The following is a 23,296-nucleotide window of genomic DNA, read 5'->3' on the forward strand; positions in this document are numbered from 1 at the left end:
ATTCATAAAATATTTTCCCGCGCGATCGCGCATGATTATGGTTAATATTTTACATCCATCGACATTGATTAACAAAGATCATTATGTCCTTCTTATGCCCAAAGGGTTAAGGAAAGGTTGGAAACCGATATAAATTGGCAACATTGCCTAAAATTTTATTTTTCCAATCCGCCATTGGCGCCCAAAACCGGGTAGACACAAGAAAAAATCTATAAAATAACTCTCATTTATCACAGGCCCAGAACTTTCTATCGGACCATTTTAGGATCAATAGGCGTTTTTATTCACAAAACCAACAAATACAGTCATTACCAGTATCTGAAGATCAAAAAACAGTGACCAGTTTTCAACATAGTAAGTGTCGTAGTTAACGCGGGCTTCCATCTTTTCAAGGGTATCTGTTTCCCCGCGATAGCCTTTGACCTGCGCCCAGCCTGTAATTCCGGGCTTAACCTTGTGCCGGGCGAAATACCCATCAATCAGAGCCGAATATTCTTCATTATGGTCAATGGCATGAGGTCTTGGACCAACCAGCGACATGGTGCCATTCACCACATTGAAAAGCTGTGGCAGTTCGTCCAGGCTGGTGCGGCGGATAAATTTGCCGACGCGGGTTATTCGCGGATCATGTTTTGATGCCTGGACGGTTTTCTTCGAAATCTCTCCATTGTGATACATGGAGCGAAATTTATAGATTTCGAAAATCTGGTTGTTATAACCGTAGCGCTTCTGCTTGAATAAAACTGGCCCCTTGCTTTCCAGCCTGATGGCAAGTGCCACCAGAATAAGGATTGGAGAAAATAAGAGCAACGCAAGCCCGCCAAGGATACGATCCTCCAACGCTTTGATAACAATCTTAAAGCCGGAAAGCGGCGAATTGACGACTTCGATCATCGGCAGGCCGCCGAAATGGTTCGGCGAAGGCCGATGGGGGAAACGAAACCCCACCAGATCGGAGACAAGATGCACATGCGCCGGCAGTTCGCGAAGGCGGCTCACAATTTCGAGCTGTCGTTCATCCGCATTCCAGGGAAGCGCGACAATGATGTCGTCTACATGATGTTTCCGCACAAAGCGAATCAGCGCTTCAAGATTGCCAAGCAGCGGATATCCGCCAACCGTTGGTCCAACACGACCGATACGATCATCAAATATTCCGACAACCTTATTCACGGATGGCTTCTCACGATCAAGTTGACGGAGGAGCTGCTCCGTCTGCTTGCCGCCCCCCAGAACCACGATTTTACGGGTGCAAACACCGCGCTCTGCCAGATAATTTATAATAAAGAAAGCGACAAGCCGGTAACTCACAATCACCATGAAGCATGATAAACCAAAGCTGTACATCCAGATGCGTGAGTAATCATCGGAAACTTTGAGCGAAAAGCCGACCGCCAGCAGAAGCATGAAGGTCGTCAGGCAGACAATTGCCAGATTGGGCAGGTTTGTCAGCGGCGCCAGCAATGTGGAAAAGGAATAGATCCGGGCATAACGACCGATGAAATGAAGAAAAACTGCCGCAAGCACGACCGCATACAGATATTTCTCATTCATGAACAGGTTGCTGCCGATGACAATGTAATGGGTTACAATCCCTGCAACAAGCAGCCAGAAAACATCAAGAACACTGAAAATACGGGATAAAACACGTGACGAGAGCGGATATCCATTGCCTTGATGGGATATCTCTTTCACGGTGATATGTTTATCTTTCAATCCGCTTTCAGATATCTTGTTCACCGAAATTCTCCAAAATCAGGTATTCAGTCATGGAACCTCAATTCTCGCTCGGGAATTTATCGGCGAAACCCGGTCTGGACTGGTACCTGAAAAAAATACTACAAACCAAAAATGACTTGTTGGTAAGGTACAATGTTATCGTTAATTTTTCCTAAAATTGCGCGGTAATCGTAAATTCAAATGTTCGTTATAAAAAATAAACTTCGCACCACGTCCCATATTGCCTTTTATTTATGGGTCATCGGCATGATCGCCCTGACAATACTATCCTTGCTCCCCCCAGGGAATGAGCCTTCCCTTGCAGGTCTTGTTAATGACAAAATACGCCACTTCACGGCTTATGCCATTCTCGCCCTCATCGCATGTCATGCCGGGCGAAACTGGCCGGAACGTTTCATATTATGCCTGATCAGCCTCATGTTAAGCATTACCATTGAATTTCTCCAGCCTTTAACGGGCCGTGATTTTGAAGTTTTGGATATTGTGGCAAATATGTCCGGAATCCTCGCCGGTATGGGCATGATGACATTTCTGCTGCGCCGCAGATTGCGGCGGCGACTGTCTCCGCGAAACTGAGTTTCAGCCGCAGAGAATCCATTTTTCGCCCATTATGCCGCCGCCATCGCCCTTTGTTCCATTTTTTTGACGACAGCCATGATATCACGGGGGTCGTCAAAACGGCGGATTGCCATAAACAGATCCGTCGCCGCCGGATAGGTCCGGCCCAGCAGTTTAGTCCATTGCTTGAGACGCCCGGCCTCACGCGGCGGATTCCCCATTCCGGTAATTAATTGTCGATACTCCCCGATCAGGGTGACAATTTCCGGCCACCCGAAGGCCGGACTGTGAATTGATCCCTTCCGGGATGCCATGATCTCGCCGCCTAGCCCGGGGCGGGCAATCACCCCGCGCCCAACCATCACATCATCACAGCCGCTTATCTCCCGGCATTTTTCATAATCGGCCACTGTCCAGATTTCTCCATTGGCGACAACCGGAATACATAGCCGCTCCCGGATCGGGCGCAGATATTCCCAATGGGCGGGCGGGCGATATCCTTCCATTTTTGTACGGGCATGAATGGTGAGTTTTCCGGCACCCGCCGCCTCCACCGCAAGAGCATTTTCAAGAGCCAGCGACTTATCCGCAAAACCAAGCCGCATTTTGGCGCTGACCGGGACGCATTCCGGCACGGCACGGCGCACCTTCGAGACAATCTCATAGAGCCTATCCGGCCATTGCAACAATGTTGCCCCGGCGTCATGCCGATTAACCGTTTTCGCCGGGCAGCCGAAATTGATATCAATGCCCGGAGCGCCGAGTTCCGCAGCAAAAGCGGCATTGTCCGCCATCACCCCGGCTTCCCCGCCCATGATCTGTACATGCACGGGCACACCTGCGGGCGTCCTGCCGCCATTTTTGAGTTCCGGACAAAGATGATAAAAAACGGAGGCCGGATAACGCTGCTGACTAACCCGCACAAACTCGCTCACGCACAGGTCGAATCCGCCGATCCGTGTCAGCATATCCCGCATATAGACATCGACAACCCCTTCCATCGGGGCCAGCGTCAGGGTCGCCACCGGTTGTTTCCCTTGTTTTCCCTGCTTGCGTTTAATGCTAGAATCAGGNCTCTCCAGAGAGTGAAAGATACGAGCTGTCATAGGGGCAGTTCAACGCAAAGGAAAGCAGAAAATGAGTGATTTGCTGAATGGCCTNACCGGCCCTCATGGAAATGTCACGGACCTTCAGGAATTCACCGATGAAACNGCGGCATATGAGCGCATCAGAACTCTATACGCGGAAAACGCCAAAAAAGTAAAACGGCGTTTCTCNGAATTTGAGGCCGGAGACAAGACAAGCCCCGCCGAGGCCGGTTTCTATCCCTATCTCGGNCTGACNGTGGAAAANACNGATATCCGTNGNTCCGGCAAGCGCGCNTATGGCAANATTGATGCNGCGGGCACNTTCGGNACNACNNTGACGCANCCGGAACTGTTTGAAAGCTATCTGAAGGAGCAGATTCGNCTGATNATCGGCAATCATCAACGTCCCGTCTATGTCGGNTTNAGCGATCGNGCGATGCCGCTGCCTTTTGTGATCGAAGCNGCCTCCGCCNGNGTNTCCGCCGATGACATGCCCGCCCTGCAATCCATTTTCACCATGCCGGAACTGGGCAATATCAATGACAGCATNGCCAACGGCACCTATGTTCCCGTTGACGGNCTNCCNCGNCCGCTGGCGCTTTTCACNGCNGAGAGAGTGGATTATTCCCTTGCCAGGCTGTTCCATTACACCGGCACCATCCCGAANCATTTNCAGCGGTTTGTNCTGTTCACCAACTATCAGCGCTATGTGGATGAATTCATCGACTATGGCAAGAAGCAGGTGACGGAAGGAACGGCATACAGNGCCTTTGTGGAGCCGGGCAATGTCGTGACNCCCAACCCCCGCCTCACCGATNCCCCGCCCACCGGCCAGGCNCCCGCCCATCTGCCGCAGATGCCGGCCTATCATCTGGTGGCGGACAAACATATGGGCATCACACTGGTCAACATCGGNGTCGGNCCGTCCAACGCCAAGACAATCACNGACCATATCGCCGTTCTCCGGCCGCATTGCTGGCTNATGGTGGGNCATTGNGGNGGCCTNCGNCACAGCCAGCGGCTTGGTGATTTCGTNCTTGCCCATGCCTATGTGCGTGAAGATCATGTCTTGGATGAAGATATTCACCCCTCTGTNCCGCTGCCCGCCATTGCGGAAATCCAGGTGGCATTGACNGAAGCCGTNGCNCGGNCGGAGGNNANCCCGNCAAAAGGCGCNGNNATNAAGGAATATTTCCGCACCGGNACGGTTTATACGACNGANGACCGGGATTGGGAGTTACGACACCGGGAACTCGCCATCCGNTTCAACCAGAGCCGCGCCATCGCCGTNGATATGGAAAGNGCGACCATTGCCGCCAACGGCTTCCGCTTCCGNGTNCCCTANGGCACNCTTCTCTGCGTTTCNGACAANCCGGTCCATGGGGAAATNAAANTGCCCGGCATGGCCAACAAATTCTATCAGGACCGGACGGCCAAGCATCTGCATATCGGCATTGATACACTGCAACATCTCCGCCATCAGGGNGTGGAAAGCCTGCATTCCCGCAAACTNAGNAGTTTTGACGANCCCGCCTTCCGNTAGGNGCGATCCNATCAGCCGGTCCGGTTGGCNACAAGATGNGGGATAANAATGCCCGCAAGATGATCGCACAGCGCAGGCGACAGATCATGTCCCATTCCGTCCACCANCTCCAGCCGCGCGCCNGGGATAAGCCGCGCCGTATCTTCCCCCGCCGCANAAGGNACCAGCGGATCATCCTTTCCATGNATAACCAGCGTCGGNGCNGTGACATGGGGAAGNTCCGANACCCGCGGNTTNGAGGCCAGCACCGCCGCATATTGCCGCATATAACCGCTCGGGCTATAGCTGCGCCGGAAACAGGCGCGGATATGCGNCTCCAGCGCCTTCCGGTCCCAGCGAAANCCCGGGCTGCCGATCACATCATTCACCTGCAGGCCGAAGGCNACCACATCATCCTCATTCTGGCTGGCCGGGGCGGACATCAGNACNGATGTNGCNGCNGGNGTNGGCGGCGGCAGATGACGNTTGCCGCTGGATGACATGATAGAGGTGAGAGANNANAGTTTTTCCGGATAAAAAATCGNCATAAGCTGCGCAATCATCCCNCCCATGGACATNCCGGCGATATGCGCNCGTTCAATATGCAAGGCNTCCATCAGCCCNGCGACATCCGCCGCCATGTCGCTTAAATGATAGGGAACNNTNGGCGCCTGCGTCATCTGCAACTGTTGCAGGATNCNCGNCATNTCGGGNAGGCCCGTCTGCTCCATTTTCTGGGACAGGCCGATGTCCCGGTTATCAAACCGGATAACACGGAAACCTTTTTCCGCAATGGCCTTACAAAAGGCGGTGGGCCAGTCGATCAGCTGAAAGCCGAGACCCGCAATCAGGATAACCGCCGGATTGCCGGTCTCCCCAAACATCTCATATTCAAGGGAAATACCGTTGCAGATCAGCTTCGTCATCTATCAGGTCCTTCAGCGAATAAAAAAGCGGGCCCGAAGGCCCGCTTTCATTTTTCCCGGAGATCATCCCCCCGTCAACCGGCGGATTTGATCCATTCCTCAATTGCGCTTTTCGGCGAGGCGCCGACTTTCGTCGCCGCAATCTGTCCATCCTTGAACAGCATCAGCGTCGGAATACCGCGGACGCCATATTTCGTCGGCGTTTGCGGATTTTCATCAATATTGATTTTCGCAACCTTCAGGCTGCCATTCATTTCCTCGGCAATCTGGTCAAGCGCCGGGGCGATCTGTTTGCAGGGACCGCACCATTCCGCCCAGAAATCGACCAGAACAAGGCCAGAACTTTCCAGGACATCTTCCTTGAAGGAAGTGTCGGTGACTTTTGTAGTGCTCATAATTATCCTCTTTCAGGCAAAATTTCTGAGCCTCCTGCTCCCCAACGGAAACTCCTTACTCAAGAATGTACGTATCACATATCGTAACGTCAAGTGAACAAGGTCACATAAATTCCGGCGGCAGGACCATCAGATGCNGGCCCTCTGTCCACAGCAATGCGCATTTGACATCTCTNCCGGGATGCATGTCCTGCATCGCCCGCCGGTAATGNGCCATCTGNCTTATATATAAGGCGGGAACTTCCTTGATGTCNCGCGGNGACGGGCGGTTTGTCTTGTAATCAATNATCAGTATTTCCNTCTCGCCAATCAGCANCCTGTCTATCTGGCCNGACATGACNCGTCCATCNAANACNCCGCTGACCGGCACCTCGGCAAGGCTGCCCGGGCCGAATATGGCNGCAAATTCGGGATCNTTNATNACAGNCAGCGTCTCTTTCAGAATTTCTGTCTGCCGCGCCNCATCCAGCGCATGCAGCGGCCGCGCCAGCCATAGCCGCGCTGCNTGCTCCCGTTTTTCCGGCTCAATGGAGGGCAATATNTCNAGNAGNCGNTGGATCAGCAAGCCGCGATGAAAGCGCCCGCCCCCATCNTCNCCNAGGGGAGANCTGCTCGCCGTTTCATCNTCATCACGCGACGGGGTCAAGGGTCGGGGCGGGACCGGCTCATCTGGNGCTTTCTCGGNGANCCATGCTGGAAGNGGCACCATTATGGTNTTATTTTCCGTCTTTTCNGGTACNATCTCGCCAATTNCCCCGCTTGACCAGCGTCGCGCCACCTNTCCCCAGGGAAGCGCCACCTCCTCAACNCCNTCNCCGAAGGCCGGATCAATCAGNTCGTACCAGCAATCCGCGGGNCGCTTNTTNNNNCCCTCCCANCCNCAGATATAAAGCCGGTCTTCCGCCCGGGTGAGGGCCACATAAAGCANNCNTTTCTTCTCATCAAGCTGGCGTTCTTTTGCANTTTCCCGCATTCTGGCGGTCAGCGGATCATCNTTTATCGACTTCACGGGCCATANGGGGAANGCCGTCTCCTCTTCCGTCCAGAATACCGCCTGATCCATGCGTGACCCCTGGCAGGTATCGGGCAGGAAAACAATCGGCGCCTGCAGNCCCTTTGAGCCATGAACCGTCAAGACGCGGACCTCNTCCCGTCCCTGCTCCATATCACGCTTGATTTCGGCNGCNCCGGCCTCGATCCAGTGCAAAAACCCCTGNAGCGAGCTTGCTTCCGTCCGNTGATAGGCAAGNGCGAGGGAGAGAAATTCNTCNANCGGTTCCGCCGCCTCCTGNCCCAGACGACGCAGCAGCTTNCGCCGCCCNCCGAGCCGCCCCAGAATATCNGCNAAAAATTCATAGACGGGCACAAAATCGGCANGGGCNAGGAGATCGGACAGAAAGCCCCGCGCGGTCTCAAACAGNGAAANNCCGGTTTTGTTTTCCCNAAGGGCNCGCCANAGGCTNCCNTTNCGGCCATAGGCAAGCTCGAAAAGCTGGTTATCATCACATCCGACAAAGGGNCTTTTCAGCACAACGGCCAGGTTGAGATCATCCTCCGGCAGCAAGACAAATTTTGCGACCGCCATCAGATCCATCACNGCAAGCTGATCCGTCAGNACCATCCGGTCNGTGCCCGCNACCGGAATATCCGCNAGCTTCAGTGCCCGCACCATGGCCGAGAAAAAGGCGTTGCGTTTCTGCACCAATATCATGATGTCNCGCGGCGCGATGGCGCGNCCGGTGGCGCTTAGNANCTCACCGCTCTTCAGCCAGTGGCTGATCTGGCTCGCGATNAGACGGGCGAGTTCCGCCGCNGGNTTGCCGTCNGGAGACTGCGCCGCNGGCATNTCCCANGGATCGGGATGAGTTACTTCCGGCGGTTTGACCGTNGGCCAGATTTCGACCAGCCCCGCGGCNCCCATACGGCGGACAAGATGCCGGACCTCNTCCCCCGCCGAGGTGAGGCCTCGGCGGGTCTCGACCGGCTCAAAAACCCGGTCCACNAGATCGAGCACCCGCTCCGTNGANCNGAAAGAAAGGTCGAGGGGGACGTTGCGCCATTCCCGTGCGGCNGCACCNGCCTTTTCNTNAAATCGTTTNCGCATCACATCGAATGTCGCCGGGTCCGCCCCCTGAAAGGANTAGATGGACTGNTTTTCATCGCCCACGACAAAAAGCGTGCGNTCCANNTCCACNGCGCCNANNCCNGAGAAAAACTCCTCCGCCAGGGCGGCGATCACCTGCCATTGCTCCGGGCTTGTATCCTGCGCCTCATCNACAAGGATATGNTCGATCCCGCCATCGAGCTTGTACATGACCCAGGGTGTCACATCCTCACCGGTCAGCAGATCGCGGGTTTTCAGGATCAGATCNTCATAGTCAAGGCGCCCNCGCCGCGCCTTTTCCGCTTCATACCGATCAATCANGGCAAAGCCGAGCCGCAGCAGCGCCGATGTNGAGGCCAGCACCCGCGCCTTTTTAATNCGTTCCAGAAGCACAACAAGCCGNTCCGCCTCTTCCTGCAGCACATCAAGGATCGGCGGCCAGGCTTCGGCGACANTNTTGGTNGCCAGACGNTTTGGGATTTCTTCCTTNTGAGTGAGGAATGCCGAAAAATAATCCTCCATCAATTCCGCCCGCTGGTCCGGCTGACGGAGCCAGGACGCCATCTTTTCCGCCCTTTTNACGTCNGTNTCCGTTCCCATCANCAGGTAATCCACAGCCCNGCGCAGCGCAGCNCCATTNAANANCGTCTCGTTACNGNCGCGGNCGATGAGATGCGCTTCCGTTTCCTCCGCATCAATGCCGATCTTGTCTGCCAGCGCAAGGATCACCGCATTCATGCCCCCAAAGCGCCGGTGCAGGCCGAGAAAGCGGCTGCGCTTTCCGCTGACGATCTTCAGCAGCTTTGCGAAATCCTGTTCATTTACCTTTTCGCTGATCAGGCCCAGCGCCTCCCCCAGCGCGACATTCTCAGGGCGCTGGCAGGCAAACAAAGTATCATCGCGGGCAATCTGCATGATTTCATCGGCCGTCCGCTCATCCATCACTTCAAAATTGGGCGTAAGCCGGGCTTCCAGCGGAAACCGGCCAAGGACGGATTCACAGAAGGAATGGATGGTCTGGATTTTGAGCCCGCCCGGCGCGTCCAGGACGCTCGCAAACAGACGGCGCGCCCACACCCGCTCCCGGTCTTTTGGCACGCGGCCCAGAAGATCGACAAGACTTTTATCCAGGGCCTCCTCATCCATAACAGACCAGCCGCCGAGTATGCCGTTCAGCCGGTTCGACATCTCCGCCGCCGCGGCCTTGGTAAAAGTGATGCAGAGAATTTTTTCAGGCGGCGTCCCGGCGAGCATCAGACGAAGGCAGCGTTCCACTAGCACCCGCGTTTTGCCCGATCCGGCGGAGGCGGACACCCAGACGGAGCTGGCCGGGTCGGCCGCCCGCTTCTGGCGCGCAATCCCGTCTTCGACAAGCGCATTATGGCTCATTCCCCATCCCCCTCTTCACCGCTCGACCATTCCTTGACACGGGCCAGATGCTCATACTCATTGAACCGATAGGGCAGATCCGGGCGCGGCAGGCTCAGGTAAGGCGTGGCCTGCCGGTCAAACTGCGCAATCAGCCGTTGCAGGCCCTCATAGGCCGCCTCGGCCAGCTCCTCCGCCGGAGGGGATTTTGCGCCGCCCGCATTGGTGAATTTTCCGGCCGGGTCTAGTCCATTCAACTGCACATAGGCAAGTTCCGTGACCGGAGCCGGTGGAATATCCGGAAATGCGCCACGCGCAAGCATCGCGGCCTCAAGGGCAAGCTGCGGCGCGACACCGGTTGTCACCTCCGTCACCGACGGCGGCGCGCCGGTCTTGTAATCAAGGATCGAATAGCTATCTCCGGCGAGCGTCCTGTCAATCCGGTCCGCCGTGCCGCTTAGAATAAACTCCGCCTCAGGCGCCGCTAGTGCAACAACCCCCTTTGCTTCGGTCCTGAAGGGTTTATATTTTTTGCGCCGCTCCGTCTCGAAGCGGACGAACCAGTCGGCGACCCGCTCAAATTTTGGCCACCAGAAGGCCCAGACCGCCGGATAGCTGAGCGCATCCCCAAAAGCCTCGCGGCCGAAGTCGATCAGTTTTTCGCGTGCGTCCGTTGGCATCCGGTCCGGATATGCTTTGATAAAATTCTCAAGCGCCGCATGAATGAAGGTGCCCCGGTCAGCAACGGACGGATCCATGGAGATATCGTCGAGTGGGGCGAGCTTCAGGATCTGTTCGGCAAAGATTGAATAAGGATCCTTGATCCATTTCTCTATTCTAGTCACGGACAAACGGCGCGGGCGGGCGGCAACCGGCGGCGTCGGGCGCGGGGCGAGGACGGGCGCGTAGTCCTGCGGCTGGTCGAGCTGCCGTTGCCAGCCCAGAATGCGCGACGCCTCTGATTTATCAAGGGAGAGATCAAACTTGGCGAGCAATGTTTCCAGCCGCAAGAGCCAGCGCGAAGGGACAGCCGGTGTGCCATCCACCTTGGCGGCGCGGGTCATCACCACCTCCGCCGCGCCAAACGCCTGCTGGAAATCATGGGCGGACAGGCCGATTTTCTGTTCCGGGAGGGGCAGGCCGAATTTCTGGCGCATCGGGCGGCTCATCCACGGATCACTGCCCGCATCCGGCGGCCAGCTTCCTTCATTGAGGCCGCCAAGGATCACAAGACCGGCGCGGCCAAGCCGCCCTTCAATCGGGCCCCAGATGCGAAGCCGGGGATGCAGGCCATATTGCGGGCGGACCATCCGCCCAAGCATGAGATTATCGAGAAGCTCCGGCCAGGCCGCCGGGCTAAAATCATCCAGCACATCCGCCGCCCGGAGCAATTCGGAGAGAAAGTTTGCCGCCGCCTCTCCGAAACTGCCGTGCCAGAGGGCAGAGTTCTTCTCTTCTTCCACTGTGGAAAGCTGTTCGGCAAAACGGATAAAAACGGTCAGAAATTCTTTGAAATCAACGCTTTTCTCGCGGGACAATCGCTCGATCGGGGCCGCAAGATCACAAAGGCCACCAAACCAGCCTTTCATTTCCTCAATCGCCTCACTATGGTCAAGAGCGCGGGCAATGCCATCAAAGCCCGGCGCGGGCCGGGGTCCCCGCAAAACGGTCATCTCCAGATCACGCACATAACGGCGGAAGACGTCAGGCGTTCCGCCAAATGTGGCGAGAGGATGCTTCAAGGTGGAAAGCAGGGCAACAGGCTCCGCCTCGCTTTCAATCATCCGCGCCGCAAGCCGCAGAAACACACCCGGTGGCGACTGGGCAAGGCTGATCCCGGCGCTGTCATCCACCTCTACATTCCAGCGACGCAACTCCGCCCCAACACGGCGAGACAGATCGCGATCCGGCGTGATGAGAACCGCCGTTTTCTCAGGCGTTTCCAAGGCTTCGCGCATCAGCAGGGCGATGAATTGCGCCTCGCTCTGGGCATTCTCGCAATCCAGCAGGCGTACCCCTGCAAGCGCCGACATGTCCGGTTTGCTTGCCGCCTGCCACTGGTCGCTGGTGGCGGCAGGGCGCAGGGCTTCCGCCAGAAACTGCATCCGCGTGGGTGAGGATGAAAGCGCGTTTTCATCCCCAAGGTCGATCACATCATCCCGGGTTACACCGATCCGTTCGAGCAATAAAGACAGGCCGTGCTGGGCGTGGGTCGCATCCTGTTGCACCGCCTGCCAGCTTTTATCATCGAGATGTCGATCAAGACCCGGCAGGATGATTGCCCCGTTTTCAAGCTCCGCCACTGTCTGCAGGAGCAGTGCCGTCGCCGGGATTGATCCGGTGGAGCCAGCCGCATAGACAGGGCCCTTTGGCGGCCTTTCCTGCCAATGGCGCACCTGCGCCCGCAACAGCAAATCCCGGCGAAGCGCCGGATCAATGGCGCCTTCTGCGGACAGGATGGCAGGCCAGTTGACACTCAGTATTTCCAGAAAGCGAAGGGTGACCTGCCAGTGCTCGGCATATTCCGATGGCACCAGATTTTCAAGGTCCTTCAAATCCAGCCCTTCCGTCTGAACCTGATCAAGAAGCCGGGCCAGCGCCGCCGCAAGGCCTGCTGCCTCGGCAATTCCCATCCCCCCGTCCGTCCGGGCCTGAACCAGACGGCCAAGTAAAAGCTGGCGGCGCATCGGGTCAATGGCCGGCGGCAGGGAGAGCAGGGTTTCCCCCACACCTTCAACGCCCAGCTCACTTTCCAGCAGAAGCTCATCCTCCTCCACATCGCCGATCGGGCGCATCCGCGGCAGGATCAGCGGTTTTCCCGCCGTCTCTCTCAGAAACGCTTCCTGCAAGGCCCGGGCGGCGCGACGCGTTGTGGTAAGAATGGTCACATCGCTCAAATCCGCAGACCTGGCGCCATGGCGCCGCAGCAGTTCCCGCGCCAGCACATCGACAAAACTGTATTCCGGCGGAATGTTGAAAACCTGCGGCTTGCGTTTCCTGTCCGGCATTAGTTCCCGCCAATCCTCCGGCTTGCCTCACTCACCGCATCGGGCGTTCCCACATGCAGCCATTCCCCGTCATGGACAAGCCCGTAAAGCCGTCCGGCCGCCAGCGCTCTGTCATAGATCACGTTAAGGGAAAAGGCATCCATCGTCGTCCCGGCAAACAGCCCCGGATCAAGAAGCTGCACGCCGGTGAAAAGAAACGGCGCCGTTTCCCCTTCGCGCCGCCGCCTGATCCGCCCGCTTTCCTCCAGGTGAAAGTCTCCGCTTCCCGCATAGCCAACCGCCGTTTCCACCGGATGCAGCAACAGAAGCGCGTCCATTTCACGGTCGTCCCAGCGATCATGCATCACTTGGAGGGAACTGTCCGCCCGGTCACGAACGATCACGTCCGAGTTAAGCACGAAAAACGGATCCGCGCCCAGAAAGGGGAGCGCCTTTTTAACACCGCCACCGGTTTCAAGAAGGGCCTCTGTTTCATCCGAGATTGCAAAATCAAAGCCGGTCACATGCGAGAGATAGTCGGAAATCTGGTCACCGAGGTGATGTTTGTTGACCACCACCTGCCGGATGCCCGCCATTCGCAGAAGATCAAAGCAGTAGTCAATGAGCGCCCGGCCCGCCACCCTGACCAGCGGTTTCGGGGTGACATCCGTAATGGGACGAAGCCGCGTGCCTAGCCCCGCCGCCAATATCATGGCCCGCATATTGTCAATTTCCGGTAATGGCTTCATGCTCTCCCCTCCCCGACCGTCAGCAACAGCCAGTTTTGCAAGGCTGACAACCCCGGATGCGCGGTATTGGCGGCAAGATACCCGCGCATCCGGGGGATCATTTCCAGATATCGCGGCTTACCCTTTTCTTTCGCAAGGCGGATGAAAATTCCCATGATGCGCAATGCCCGATGCGCCCCGAGAGCCGCATAAGACAAACGAAAGGCGTCCGCCTCCAGCCCGGTCCGGTCGAGATAGCGATATATCATTTCCTCGGCCAGTGTGTAATTCACGTCACGGCGGGCATCCTGCAACAACGAGACGAGATCGTAGGCGGGCGGCCCTTTCAGGGCATCCTGAAAGTCAAGCAGACCAAGCGCTTTCACGCCCTCGCGATCTTTCAGATACAGCAGGTTTTCCGAATGAAAATCCCGAAGCAGCATCACTTTCGGTCCGACATGCAGGCGCGGAAGAAGATTGCGCCAGATATCGCTGTAAAACTCCCGCGCCGTGGCGGACAGGGGCGTGCCAAGCTTTTCCGGAACATAGTAATCGAGGAACATCTCATTTTGCGCCATGACATAATCGTCTGAAAAGTCAGGCAGAAATTCGGGCGGCGGCAAGGTGGCAAGATCAACCAGAAAATCGACGGCAAGGCGGTAAAGCGCCTCCTCCGGAGCGCCCTTTTCAATCAGCCGGGCGATAATATCATCGCCCAGATCTTCCAGCAGCAACAGGCCGTTTTCCCGATCCTCGGCCATGACTTCGGGGGCGCTATAGCCACGCAGGCGCAGCGCGGTCGCCATATCGGCAAATATACCAACATTTTCGGGCGGTGGCGCATCCATCAGGATCAGGCTGCCCGCATCCGTCCAGAACCGGGCATAGCTGCGGGAGGAGGCATCCCCGGCAATCGGTCTCAATTCCGCCCCCGCATATCCTGCCGATTTGAGGAAGGGGACGATCAGGTTGTCACGCACCAAGAATCTCCTCGAGTGTCATAAAGCGTGAACGCCAGCTTTCATCCCCCGTCAATTCGAACAGGCGCGACCCGCTGTCTTCCATCACCGTAATGTCGATCCGAAGATGACCCGCGGGAAGATACCGGCCGAGCCGGTCCGGCCATTCAATCAGGGAAACCCCGTAATCGAACGCTTCGTCAATGTCCAGCTCCAACGCCTCTTCCGGACTTTCAAGCCGATAAAGATCATAGTGATAAAGGCAATAGTCGGGAAAATCATAGGTCAGCAGCAGGTTGAATGTCGGGCTTGGCACGTCAATTTCCTGCCCAGCGAGGGCCCGCACCAACGCCCGGACAAAAGCCGTCTTCCCTGCGCCCAGCGTACCGCCGAGAGCAATAACATCTCCGGGCCGCAAGACCCCGGCCAAAGCGGTGGCCAGGCGGGAGGTTTCCGATAGGGAGGCCGCGGGAAAGCGGAAGATAACTGAGTCTGTCATGCCCACCGTCAGGAATTATTCGCCAGCGCCTTTTCAGCGACGGCAACGGAAAGCGGCAGATGGCAGAAAACTGTTGTGCCGACATTTTCGCGGGAGGTCAGCTCCACATATCCGCCATGCAGCTCGACAAAACTTTTGACCAGCGACAGGCCAAGGCCGGCACCGGCGTTTTGCTTGGTCGTATCGCCTTTTGTGAAACGTTCAAAGATATGCGCGACCTGATCTTCAGCAATCCCCTTGCCATTGTCACACACGGATATCACAAAGCTGTCCGCCGTTTTGTGCGCGGCAAGAATAATTTCCCCCCGGGAGGGCGTAAATTTGATGGCATTGCTGAACAGGTTGAAAATCACCTGCTTAATGCGCCGTTCATCCACCTCGACAAGGCCGATATCGGGATCAATCTCGGTGCGGATTTCCAGATGCCGCCTTGCCGCCCGCTCCTGCACCATGGCAACCACATTCTGAAGCGCCGTCTGCAGATCGACGGGCGCTTTTTCGAGTTCCATCCGCCCGGCCTGAATATTCGCCATGTCGAGAATATCATTGATCAGCAACAGAAGATGGCCGGAGCTGTCGAGAATCCCCTTGCCATATTCCGCCTGCTTGTCATTGAGAGGACCGAAAAATTCCTTCACCAGAATTTCGGCAAAGCCGATAATGGTATTGAGCGGCGTTCGGAGTTCATGGCTGACGCTTGCCACGAATTCGGTTTTCATCCTGTCCGCCGCTTCCAGCGCCTCATTCCGCTCCCGAAGCGCCCGCTGCGCGCGGAGTTCATGGGTCACATCGACATAGGTGAAGAGGACATTGCCATCCGGCAACGGCACCCGGTTGAAATCAATGATGGTGCCGCCCGGCTGCTCCAGCCGTCCGCTCGCCGCATCGCGCCGGGTGACATTTGCAATATATTTTTCGCGCAGCTCCGCAGGCCAGCTTTCTCCCGTTTTCTCGATATGCCTATCGATAAGCTGCGAGATATGAACCTCACCGCGCAGGAACTCATCATCCAGTTCCCAGATGGCGCAGTAGGCCGCATTAAACAGCTTGAGTCGCGCATCGGAACCGAACACCGCCACCCCTTCATAGAGATTATCAAGCGTCGCCCGCTGCACGGCAATCTGGGTGTTGCGCGCCCGCTCCAGCGCCACCTTGTCCGTCACATCCTCAAACAGGAACAAAAGCCCGCCAAAAGGATGCGGCGTGATGATCGTTCTGAGAACTGTCTCGTCAGGAAGCTGCACCAGCTCTTCACGGGTTTCGATCACATTGGTAAAAAGAGCCCGGCGTTTTTCCTTGTAGGAGGCAAAGTCCGCCTGTTCCGGAAGACGGCGCAATTCGCGCTGCTTGTCGAGAATTTCGCTGAATGTCGGCTTGGCATAGAGGAAATCATTGCCCAGACGCCAAAGCTTGGCATAGGCCTGATTGAAAAACTCAAGATGCTGATCCGGCCCATAGATGGCAATGGCCGTCCCTATATTTTCCAGAACATCGGCATGGCCGTCCACATGCCGTTTCAATTCCGCCGCCAGCTCCGCCTCTGCCGTCGTATCCAGGGCATACCCCGCCAGTTCGTTATCAAATTCAAGCGGCGTCTCAACAATCCGGAAACTCACCCTGTCTCCATCCACGATATATCGGCGTGTCTCGCTCTGTGTCAGTCCGGTGACCCGCGCCTTTGTCGCCAGTTTGCGCGCCTGATCCGGATCACGGCTCGAGGCAAGCTCCGGAACCTGTTCCGTGCCCTCTTCCAGCTCGACAACATCTTTATATTTGCGGTTCTGCCAGATGATTTTCGAATTCTGGTCTCGCCGCCAGATCGGAATCGGCGCCGCATCGAGCAGCTCGATAAAGCTGTCCCGCTCCTCGCGGGCCGTAGCAAGGGCGGATTTAAGCGAGATGATATCGGAGCCAAGCTGCTCACGTTCCGCTTTCAGGGCATCAATCGTCCGCCCGGACGCGCGCAGCTTCTCGCTATCGCCGTCACTCTGCGCAAGCAGCGACAGTGCCTTTTTCCGCATCACATAGACCGCCATCAACAAGCCGACAACCGCCAGCGACAGCACCCAGAAAAGCATGAGCTGCGTTGTAGTGAATTCTTCTATCATACCTGTCGGTACATGGCCTTATCTGTATCCCCCTTGCATCCCCACCATTATGGCGCCGATTGTGATATCTCCGCCACCCTCTTGGTGTGTAGATGCGTCAAAGAATAGAAAAAAAATGGCCGGAGGGATAGCCCCGCCAGCCATTTCTCTCAATGTCGCCGTTTCAGACTGCCAGAGGCCTAGTAACGGTAATGGTCCGGCTTGAACGGACCGGCCTGCGGAACGCTGATATATTTCGCCTGCGCCGCGCTGAGTTCGGTCAATTTTGCGCCAAGTTTGCCAAGGTGCAGACGCGCGACCTTCTCATCAAGATGCTTGGGCAGCACATAGACTTCATTCTTGTATTTTTCGTGCCGTTCCCACAGTTCGATCTGTGCCAGCACCTGATTGGTGAAAGACGCGCTCATCACAAAGCTCGGATGGCCGGTCGCGCAACCGAGGTTGACCAGACGCCCTTCCGCCAGAACGATCAGCCGCTTGCCATCGGGGAATTCGACTTCATCCACCTGCGGCTTGACATTGTGCCAGGTGTAGTTGCGCAGCGCCCCGATCTGGATTTCGCTGTCGAAATGACCAATATTGCAGACAATCGCCCGGTCTTTCATATCCCGCATGTGATCGAGGGTGATCACGTCGATATTGCCGGTGGTGGTGACGAAAATGTCGCCATGTTTCGTGACATCATCAAGATGCACCACCTCATAGCCTTCCATTGCCGCCTGCAGCGCACAAATCGGGTCAATTTCGGTGATCAGCACCCGGGCGCCCTGGCTGCGCAGTGACGCGGCGGATCCCTTGCCCACATCGCCATAGCCGCAGACTACGGCAACCTTGCCCGCAATCATCACATCCGTTGCGCGCTTGATGCCATCGACGAGGCTTTCGCGGCAGCCATACAGATTGTCGAATTTCGACTTGGTGACGGAGTCATTGACATTGATTGCCGGAACTTTCAGGGTCCCGGCCTTCGCCATTTCATAAAGCCGGTGCACGCCGGTGGTGGTTTCCTCCGACAGTCCGCGGACATCGGCGAGCAGTTCCGGGTAATCCGCATGCATCATATGGGTCAGGTCACCCCCGTCATCGAGGATGAGATTGGGACGCCAGCCGTTCGGCCCTTCGATTGTCTGAACAATGCACCAGTTGAAGGCTTCTTCGGTCATGCCCTTCCAGGCAAATACCGGAATTTCCGCGGCGGCAATGGCCGCGGCGGCCTGATCCTGCGTCGAAAAGATATTGCAGGAGGACCAGCGCACTTCCGCGCCGAGGGCCGTCAGCGTCTCGATCAGCACCGCCGTCTGGATCGTCATATGCAGACAGCCCGCAATGCGCGCGCCTTTCAGCGGCTTGCTGTTTCCAAATTCCTCGCGCAGCGCCATCAGGCCGGGCATTTCAGTCTCGGCAATGGCAATTTCCTTGCGCCCCCAGTCGGCCAGCGACATATCCGCAACCTTGAAGTCATCAAATTTCGTCATGTTAAATCTTTCGCCTTCTTTCTGAACATAGCGGAGCGCCCGCCCCGCGGGGCTGGCCTATTGGCTGACTGTATAGCAACCCCGCCTTACATTATCAATAGCGATATAAAGAAATACTTATATCATTATAAGAATTTCTCGGTGCTGATGTCGAGAGCGCCTCACTCTTCCCCGAATTTGTCAGAGACGAGCCCGGAAATGGCGCTAAGCGCCTTTTCGGCGTCAGGGCCGGAAGCGGAGACGGAGATGGTCGATCCATTGGCGGCCGCGAGCATCATCAGCCCCATGATGGAAATGCCGGAGACTTCATTCTCTCCCCTGGTCACGAGAATATCCGCATCAAACTGCTCGGCGCATTTGACGAATTTCGCCGCCGCCCGGGCATGTAGCCCGCGGGCATTACAGATAACAAGCTCACGCTTCACGGTCACAGGCCCTTTTATGGGGGTATGGGGCATGGACATTTCAGGATTTGCTGGCCAGCAAATGCGACGCGACATTGATATATTTGCGGCCTGATTCCTGAGCGGCGGCAACAGCATTCGGCATATTGTCATCCCCGCGCACACTGGCCAGCTTGATCAGCATCGGCAGGTTGATGCCCGCAATCACCTCGACATTCGCCTTGTCCATCACCGAGATGGCCAGATTGGACGGCGTGCCGCCAAACATGTCGGTCAGAATGATAACACCGGCGCCGCTTTCAACCTCTGCAACCGCGCTCAGGATATCCTGGCGGCGCTGCTCCATATCGTCATCCGGTCCGATGGATATGGCGCGCACCTGGGTTTGTGGTCCGACCACATGTTCCGTCGCATTGACGAACTCTTCCGCCAGCCGCCCGTGGGTCACCAGCACCATTCCGATCATATCGCCCCCGTTATTTATTGAAATGGTCTATGTTATATCGCGTTATGTCTTATGCCTCGGGCAGATCCCGATGCGCAAGATTTGCAAAATAGCCGGATTTTGCAACTTGGTCATGGATTTTTTCTGCAACGCACACAGAACGATGCCGCCCGCCCGTGCAGCCAAAGGCAATGGTCAGATAGGACTTCCCTTCTTCCACATAGCGCGGCAGCAGAAACAGGATCAACCTTTCAACCTGCGCCATGAACTCATCATAGGCGGGATCGGCCGAAACATACGCCACCACCTCCCGATCCCGCCCCGTCAGGGGGCGAAGATTGGCTATGTAATGCGGGTTTTGCAGGAAACGAACATCAAACATCAGATCCGACTCTCTTGGGATGCCGTTTACGAACGAAAAGGACATGACCGTAACATTAAGGCGCGCCATGCGTTGCAGGCTGAAAAACCCGGTCAGGATGCGTTTCAACTCCGGTAAGGACAGGTTGGTGCTGTCGATACGCACATCGGCCGCGCTTTTGAGCCCGGCAAGCCGCTGAATTTCCTGGCGGATACCGTCGCCAACAGGGCGGTCGGACGCCAGCGGATGTTTGCGCCGCGTTTCCGTAAAGCGCCGCTGCAGAACGGCCTCATCGCAATCAAGAAACAGCAGCCGCACGGGGCTGTTCCCGGCGGCGCGCAGCTCCCCGATCACCTCCAGCACCTGCTCGGTTGAAAAGCCCCGTGTCCGCAGATCGACACCGATGGCCAGATTGACGCCGCCGCCCCGGCCCGCTTCCTCCACCATCTTGGTCAGCAGAAACAAGGGAATATTGTCCGCAACTTCCCATCCCATATCTTCAAACTGGTGCAGGGCCGTGCTTTTCCCGGCGCCTGACAGCCCCGAGACAATAACCACCTGATTTGGCACCGGATGCGCCGTATTCATGTCACTCATATCCTGTCAGCAACGGGTCCTGCCGAAGGGCAAGACGAATGATCGCCGGGGCCGATGCCATGAACGGGTCAATTGCCCGGCGCGGCACCATGACATCTTCAAAAGCCACGGTGTCCGGCTCGGGCATCCGGTCAATCCTGTCATGAGACATCAGATCAACAACCAGCGCCAGGGGAATGTCGGAGATGGCCTCAAGAGACATCAGACCAAAACCGCGCACCTCGATTCGGCCGCAAATCTCGGCGGGTGCTGTCAGCAGCGCCTTGCCGTCTGCGACATGAATGTCTGTATAATCATCGGAGATCAGCCGTCCGCCACCGTCCACAAGACGAAGGGCAAGGTCGGACTTTCCGGCTCCCGACGGCCCCCGCAACAGAACACCCCTGCCGTCGATTTCAACGGAACTCGCATGACATCTGATCATGCGCCGAAGGTACGTCAGCCACCCTATTTTGGCAACTTTATTAGGAAGGTGGCGCCCTTGATCACGCCCTTTTCATCACATCGGTTGCGCGCGGTAATGCTGCCGCCATGCGCCTCGATAATCAGCCGGGAAATGCTGAGACCGAGGCCGGAATGACGGCCGAATCCCTCCGATTTCGGACGTTCGGTATAAAACCGGCTGAAAATGGCGTCGAGCTTGTTCTCCGGTATGCCCGGACCGTCATCCTCCACCGTCAGCTCCACCCCTGTTTCACGTGAAACAAGGCGGATCACGACATGTCCATTCTCCGGCGAGAAGGAAATGGCGTTATCAACCAGATTCCGCATCACCTGTCCGATGCGGCCCGGCAACCCATTGATCACAATCGGATCCGCCGGACGGTCAAAATCGAATGACAGCGATGAGAACATCTGCGTCGTCCGGTAGCTGTCCAGCACCCCTTCAATCAGCTTGACCAGATCAACCGGCTCTCCTTCGGAACGGGACAGCTCTGCATCGATCCGGCTGGCGGCGGAAATATCCGTAATCAGCCGGTCCAGCCGTTTCACATCGCTGGAAATAACGGCGCGTAACTTCTCGCGCGTTGCCTCATCCTTTACCCGCTCAAACGCCTGCACCGCCGTCCCGAGAGAGGTCAGCGGATTTTTCAGCTCATGCGCCACGTCTGCGGCAAAGGCCTCGATGGCGTCAAGCCGGTCATACAGCGCCGTCGTCATCGCCCGGAGCGATGTGGAGAGATCGCCAATCTCATCTTTCCGTTTGGAAAAATCCGGAATGACAATACGCCGTCCGATACCGCGCCGCACCTTGTCCGCCGCTTCGGCCAGCATGTGAATGGGCGCCGCGATGGTCCGCGCCAGAAACAGTGACAGCAGCAGCGTGATTACCAGGGTCACGGCAAAAACGATCAGCGTCGTGACCTGTGCGGATCGCACCGCATCATCGATGCCATTCCCATTTTCCGTCAACAGCAACCCGCCGAGAATATGCTTGAATCCCTGCACCGGCACCGATACGGAGAGCATCAGCTCCCCCTTTTGGGTTTGCCGGGTCATGCGGGCATTATCGCCATTGATGGCAACCCCGATTTCCTGAAAATCCGCCCCGCTCGGGACTGGATTCGTCGGGAAAATCGGATAATCATATTTGTCGGGAAAAAGCTTTTCCCAACCGTCATAAAGTTCCTCGAAAAACAGGCGGACCGGGCTTTTCACCTCGGGCGGCGGCAACTCCTCGGAAACAATATTTCGGCCCGCCGAGATAAGCCTGCGGCTGTCCGCAATCAGTATGCCTTCGCGGTCAAACAGCAGCGCCGGGGTGCTGGTGATGATGGAAAGGCGCCGCAGCACCCGTTTTATCTGGGGCGAATCAAGTGTCAGGGACTGCACCTGCCCATCAATTGACACCTCCTGAAGCGCCGCTTCGCCCAAGGCGCCGGCAATCATCCGCCCGTTGGTGGTCAGTGCCTGGAAGCGTGCCTCGATCAGGCCATCGCGGAACTGATCCAGATACAGAATGGCGCCCGCCAGAAAGACAACGGAAAACAGGTTGATCGCCATGATCCGGCGACCAAGGGAAGAGAAAGGCCCGCGCCGGACCTTCTGCACCTTTTCCTTTTCCCGTTTTTCCGTTTTTATGTCCGGTACGGATTTTCCGACATAGGGCTTCGCTTCTGCGTTCATAGAATAGGAACAGCTCCGGGCTTATTTTTCCTTGAACCGGTACCCAACGCCATAGAGTGTTTCAATGGCTGAGAATTCGGAATCAACCGACTTGATCTTCTTGCGTAACCGTTTGATATGGCTGTCAATCGTCCGGTCATCCACATAGATATTGTCATCATAGGCCGCATCCATAAGCTGATCGCGGCTTTTCACATGGCCGGGCCGGAGGGCAAGGGCATGTAACAGCATGAATTCGGTCACCGTCAGCGTGACTTCCTTGCCATCCCAAAAACAGGCGTGGCGGATACTGTCAAGCTTCAGCTTTCCGCGCATCAGCACATCCTCTTCCACCTCGCCATTGCTTTCCTTCGCCACCCCGTGTCGGCGCAGCACCGTGCGGATGCGCTCCACCAGAAGGCGTTGGGAAAAGGGTTTGCGGATATAGTCATCGGCGCCCATCTTCAGCCCGAGAAACTCGTCAATCTCGTCATCCTTCGACGTCAGGAAGATAACCGGCAGGCTGCTGGTCCGGCGGAGACGGTTCAACAGCTCCATTCCGTCCATGCGCGGCATCTTGATATCAAGGACAGCAAGGTCCGGCGGATTTTCCGCGAGGCCTTTCAGCGCTTCTTCACCGTCCGAATATTTGTCCACCTCAAACCCTTCGCTTTCCAGCAGAATGGAAACGGTGGTGAGAATATTCTGATCATCATCGACCAGAGCAACCTTTGTGGCCATATCAGTCCCCAGAGTCATGTCATCACCCTATTTTATGATCTGTCGCTGTTCTTTGCATTACATTTAATCAAAATAAGGCAATTGCATGTCCAAGGCCGAAAACGGCAGTTATTAGGGAAATAAATCTCCTCGATAACAACGAAATTACCGCAGATGAAATTTCTTTCTTGCGCTTTTGATAATTA

General features: G+C 56.5%; 19 protein-coding genes. 2 read left to right on the forward strand and 17 right to left on the reverse strand.

Annotated elements, in window-relative coordinates; translation table 11 throughout:
* Positions 1-267: 267 nt before the first annotated feature.
* On the reverse strand, positions 268-1,740 hold the full coding sequence (locus tag CMN55_RS08490; RefSeq protein ID WP_293949355.1) for an undecaprenyl-phosphate glucose phosphotransferase: 1,473 nt from the start codon (positions 1,738-1,740) through the stop codon (positions 268-270).
* 180 nt (positions 1,741-1,920) lie between these two features.
* On the opposite strand from CMN55_RS08490, the gene CMN55_RS08495 reads away from it, so the two are divergent.
* Positions 1,921-2,316 carry a VanZ family protein gene (locus CMN55_RS08495; RefSeq protein ID WP_293949356.1) on the forward strand — a complete coding sequence of 132 codons (396 nt, stop codon included), beginning with the start codon at positions 1,921-1,923 and terminating at the stop codon, positions 2,314-2,316.
* 32 nt (positions 2,317-2,348) lie between these two features.
* On the opposite strand, the gene CMN55_RS08500 is transcribed toward CMN55_RS08495, so the two are convergent.
* Positions 2,349-3,323, reverse strand: a complete 975-nt coding sequence (locus tag CMN55_RS08500; RefSeq protein ID WP_293949357.1) for a tRNA dihydrouridine synthase — start codon at positions 3,321-3,323, stop codon at positions 2,349-2,351.
* A 112-nt stretch (positions 3,324-3,435) separates the two neighbouring features.
* On the opposite strand from CMN55_RS08500, the gene CMN55_RS17165 reads away from it, so the two are divergent.
* The gene (locus CMN55_RS17165; protein WP_366931995.1) at positions 3,436-4,929 is read left to right on the forward strand and encodes an AMP nucleosidase; all 1,494 of its coding nucleotides are present in this window, start codon (positions 3,436-3,438) and stop codon (positions 4,927-4,929) included.
* 11 nt (positions 4,930-4,940) lie between these two features.
* Here CMN55_RS17165 and CMN55_RS08505 read toward each other — a convergent pair whose 3' ends face one another.
* The 15 genes from CMN55_RS08505 to CMN55_RS08575 form a co-directional block, all read right to left on the reverse strand.
* A complete protein-coding gene (locus CMN55_RS08505) occupies positions 4,941-5,834 on the reverse strand; it encodes an alpha/beta fold hydrolase (RefSeq protein WP_293949358.1) in 894 nt (297 codons plus the stop codon).
* A gap of 74 nt (positions 5,835-5,908) precedes the next feature.
* On the reverse strand, positions 5,909-6,229 hold the full coding sequence (gene trxA, locus CMN55_RS08510) for a thioredoxin TrxA (protein ID WP_293949359.1): 321 nt from the start codon (positions 6,227-6,229) through the stop codon (positions 5,909-5,911).
* A 103-nt stretch (positions 6,230-6,332) separates the two neighbouring features.
* The gene (gene addA / locus CMN55_RS17170; protein ID WP_366931996.1) at positions 6,333-9,722 is read right to left on the reverse strand and encodes a double-strand break repair helicase AddA; all 3,390 of its coding nucleotides are present in this window, start codon (positions 9,720-9,722) and stop codon (positions 6,333-6,335) included.
* Entirely contained in the window at positions 9,719-12,709 is a 2,991-nt protein-coding gene (gene addB, locus CMN55_RS08520) for a double-strand break repair protein AddB (protein WP_293949361.1), read from the reverse strand. The genes addA and addB overlap by 4 nt, the downstream gene beginning before the upstream one ends.
* On the reverse strand, positions 12,709-13,437 hold the full coding sequence (locus CMN55_RS08525; protein WP_293949362.1) for a nucleotidyltransferase family protein: 729 nt from the start codon (positions 13,435-13,437) through the stop codon (positions 12,709-12,711). Before CMN55_RS08525 ends, addB begins: the two co-directional genes overlap by 1 nt.
* Positions 13,434-14,396 (reverse strand): aminoglycoside phosphotransferase family protein, encoded by a 963-nt coding sequence (locus tag CMN55_RS08530; protein WP_293949363.1) that lies wholly within the window; start codon positions 14,394-14,396, stop codon positions 13,434-13,436. Before CMN55_RS08530 ends, CMN55_RS08525 begins: the two co-directional genes overlap by 4 nt.
* Entirely contained in the window at positions 14,389-14,874 is a 486-nt protein-coding gene (gene tsaE, locus CMN55_RS08535; RefSeq protein WP_293949364.1) for a tRNA (adenosine(37)-N6)-threonylcarbamoyltransferase complex ATPase subunit type 1 TsaE, read from the reverse strand. The genes CMN55_RS08530 and tsaE overlap by 8 nt, the downstream gene beginning before the upstream one ends.
* An 8-nt stretch (positions 14,875-14,882) precedes the next feature.
* Positions 14,883-16,982, reverse strand: a complete 2,100-nt coding sequence (locus CMN55_RS08540) for an ATP-binding protein (protein WP_293949365.1) — start codon at positions 16,980-16,982, stop codon at positions 14,883-14,885.
* A 179-nt stretch (positions 16,983-17,161) separates the two neighbouring features.
* Positions 17,162-18,457, reverse strand: coding sequence for an adenosylhomocysteinase (ahcY, locus tag CMN55_RS08545; protein ID WP_293949366.1), 1,296 nt, complete (start codon positions 18,455-18,457; stop codon positions 17,162-17,164).
* Positions 18,458-18,618: 161 nt separating this feature from the next.
* A complete protein-coding gene (locus tag CMN55_RS08550) occupies positions 18,619-18,915 on the reverse strand; it encodes an HPr family phosphocarrier protein (protein WP_293949367.1) in 297 nt (98 codons plus the stop codon).
* A 7-nt stretch (positions 18,916-18,922) separates the two neighbouring features.
* Positions 18,923-19,327 carry a PTS sugar transporter subunit IIA gene (locus CMN55_RS08555; protein WP_293949368.1) on the reverse strand — a complete coding sequence of 135 codons (405 nt, stop codon included), beginning with the start codon at positions 19,325-19,327 and terminating at the stop codon, positions 18,923-18,925.
* A gap of 49 nt (positions 19,328-19,376) precedes the next feature.
* Complete coding sequence (gene rapZ / locus CMN55_RS08560) at positions 19,377-20,255, reverse strand: RNase adapter RapZ (protein ID WP_293949369.1); 879 nt, start codon at positions 20,253-20,255, stop codon at positions 19,377-19,379.
* Between the two features lies 1 nt (position 20,256).
* On the reverse strand, positions 20,257-20,688 hold the full coding sequence (locus tag CMN55_RS08565; RefSeq protein WP_293949370.1) for an HPr kinase/phosphorylase: 432 nt from the start codon (positions 20,686-20,688) through the stop codon (positions 20,257-20,259).
* Between the two features lie 23 nt (positions 20,689-20,711).
* Entirely contained in the window at positions 20,712-22,391 is a 1,680-nt protein-coding gene (locus CMN55_RS08570; RefSeq protein WP_293949371.1) for a sensor histidine kinase, read from the reverse strand.
* A 21-nt stretch (positions 22,392-22,412) separates the two neighbouring features.
* Complete coding sequence (locus CMN55_RS08575; RefSeq protein WP_366932012.1) at positions 22,413-23,111, reverse strand: response regulator transcription factor; 699 nt, start codon at positions 23,109-23,111, stop codon at positions 22,413-22,415.
* Positions 23,112-23,296: the final 185 nt, after the last annotated feature.

Origin of the sequence: Sneathiella sp. (assembly GCF_002694385.1) — a bacterium.
Lineage (GTDB): Bacteria > Pseudomonadota > Alphaproteobacteria > Sneathiellales > Sneathiellaceae > Sneathiella.

Coding starts and splice junctions, on each gene's coding strand:
- CMN55_RS08570 (WP_293949371.1), bottom strand. CDS start 22,391: ATGAACGCAGAAGCGAAGCCCTATGTCGGAAAATCCGTACCGGACATA.
- CMN55_RS08555 (WP_293949368.1), bottom strand. CDS start 19,327: ATGATCGGAATGGTGCTGGTGACCCACGGGCGGCTGGCGGAAGAGTTC.
- CMN55_RS08525 (WP_293949362.1), bottom strand. CDS start 13,437: ATGAAGCCATTACCGGAAATTGACAATATGCGGGCCATGATATTGGCG.
- ahcY (WP_293949366.1), bottom strand. CDS start 18,457: ATGACGAAATTTGATGACTTCAAGGTTGCGGATATGTCGCTGGCCGAC.
- rapZ (WP_293949369.1), bottom strand. CDS start 20,255: ATGAATACGGCGCATCCGGTGCCAAATCAGGTGGTTATTGTCTCGGGG.
- trxA (WP_293949359.1), bottom strand. CDS start 6,229: ATGAGCACTACAAAAGTCACCGACACTTCCTTCAAGGAAGATGTCCTG.
- CMN55_RS08495 (WP_293949356.1), top strand. CDS start 1,921: ATGTTCGTTATAAAAAATAAACTTCGCACCACGTCCCATATTGCCTTT.
- addB (WP_293949361.1), bottom strand. CDS start 12,709: ATGCCGGACAGGAAACGCAAGCCGCAGGTTTTCAACATTCCGCCGGAA.
- CMN55_RS08575 (WP_366932012.1), bottom strand. CDS start 23,111: ATGGCCACAAAGGTTGCTCTGGTCGATGATGATCAGAATATTCTCACC.
- tsaE (WP_293949364.1), bottom strand. CDS start 14,874: ATGACAGACTCAGTTATCTTCCGCTTTCCCGCGGCCTCCCTATCGGAA.
- CMN55_RS08565 (WP_293949370.1), bottom strand. CDS start 20,688: ATGATCAGATGTCATGCGAGTTCCGTTGAAATCGACGGCAGGGGTGTT.
- CMN55_RS08540 (WP_293949365.1), bottom strand. CDS start 16,982: ATGATAGAAGAATTCACTACAACGCAGCTCATGCTTTTCTGGGTGCTG.
- CMN55_RS08550 (WP_293949367.1), bottom strand. CDS start 18,915: ATGCCCCATACCCCCATAAAAGGGCCTGTGACCGTGAAGCGTGAGCTT.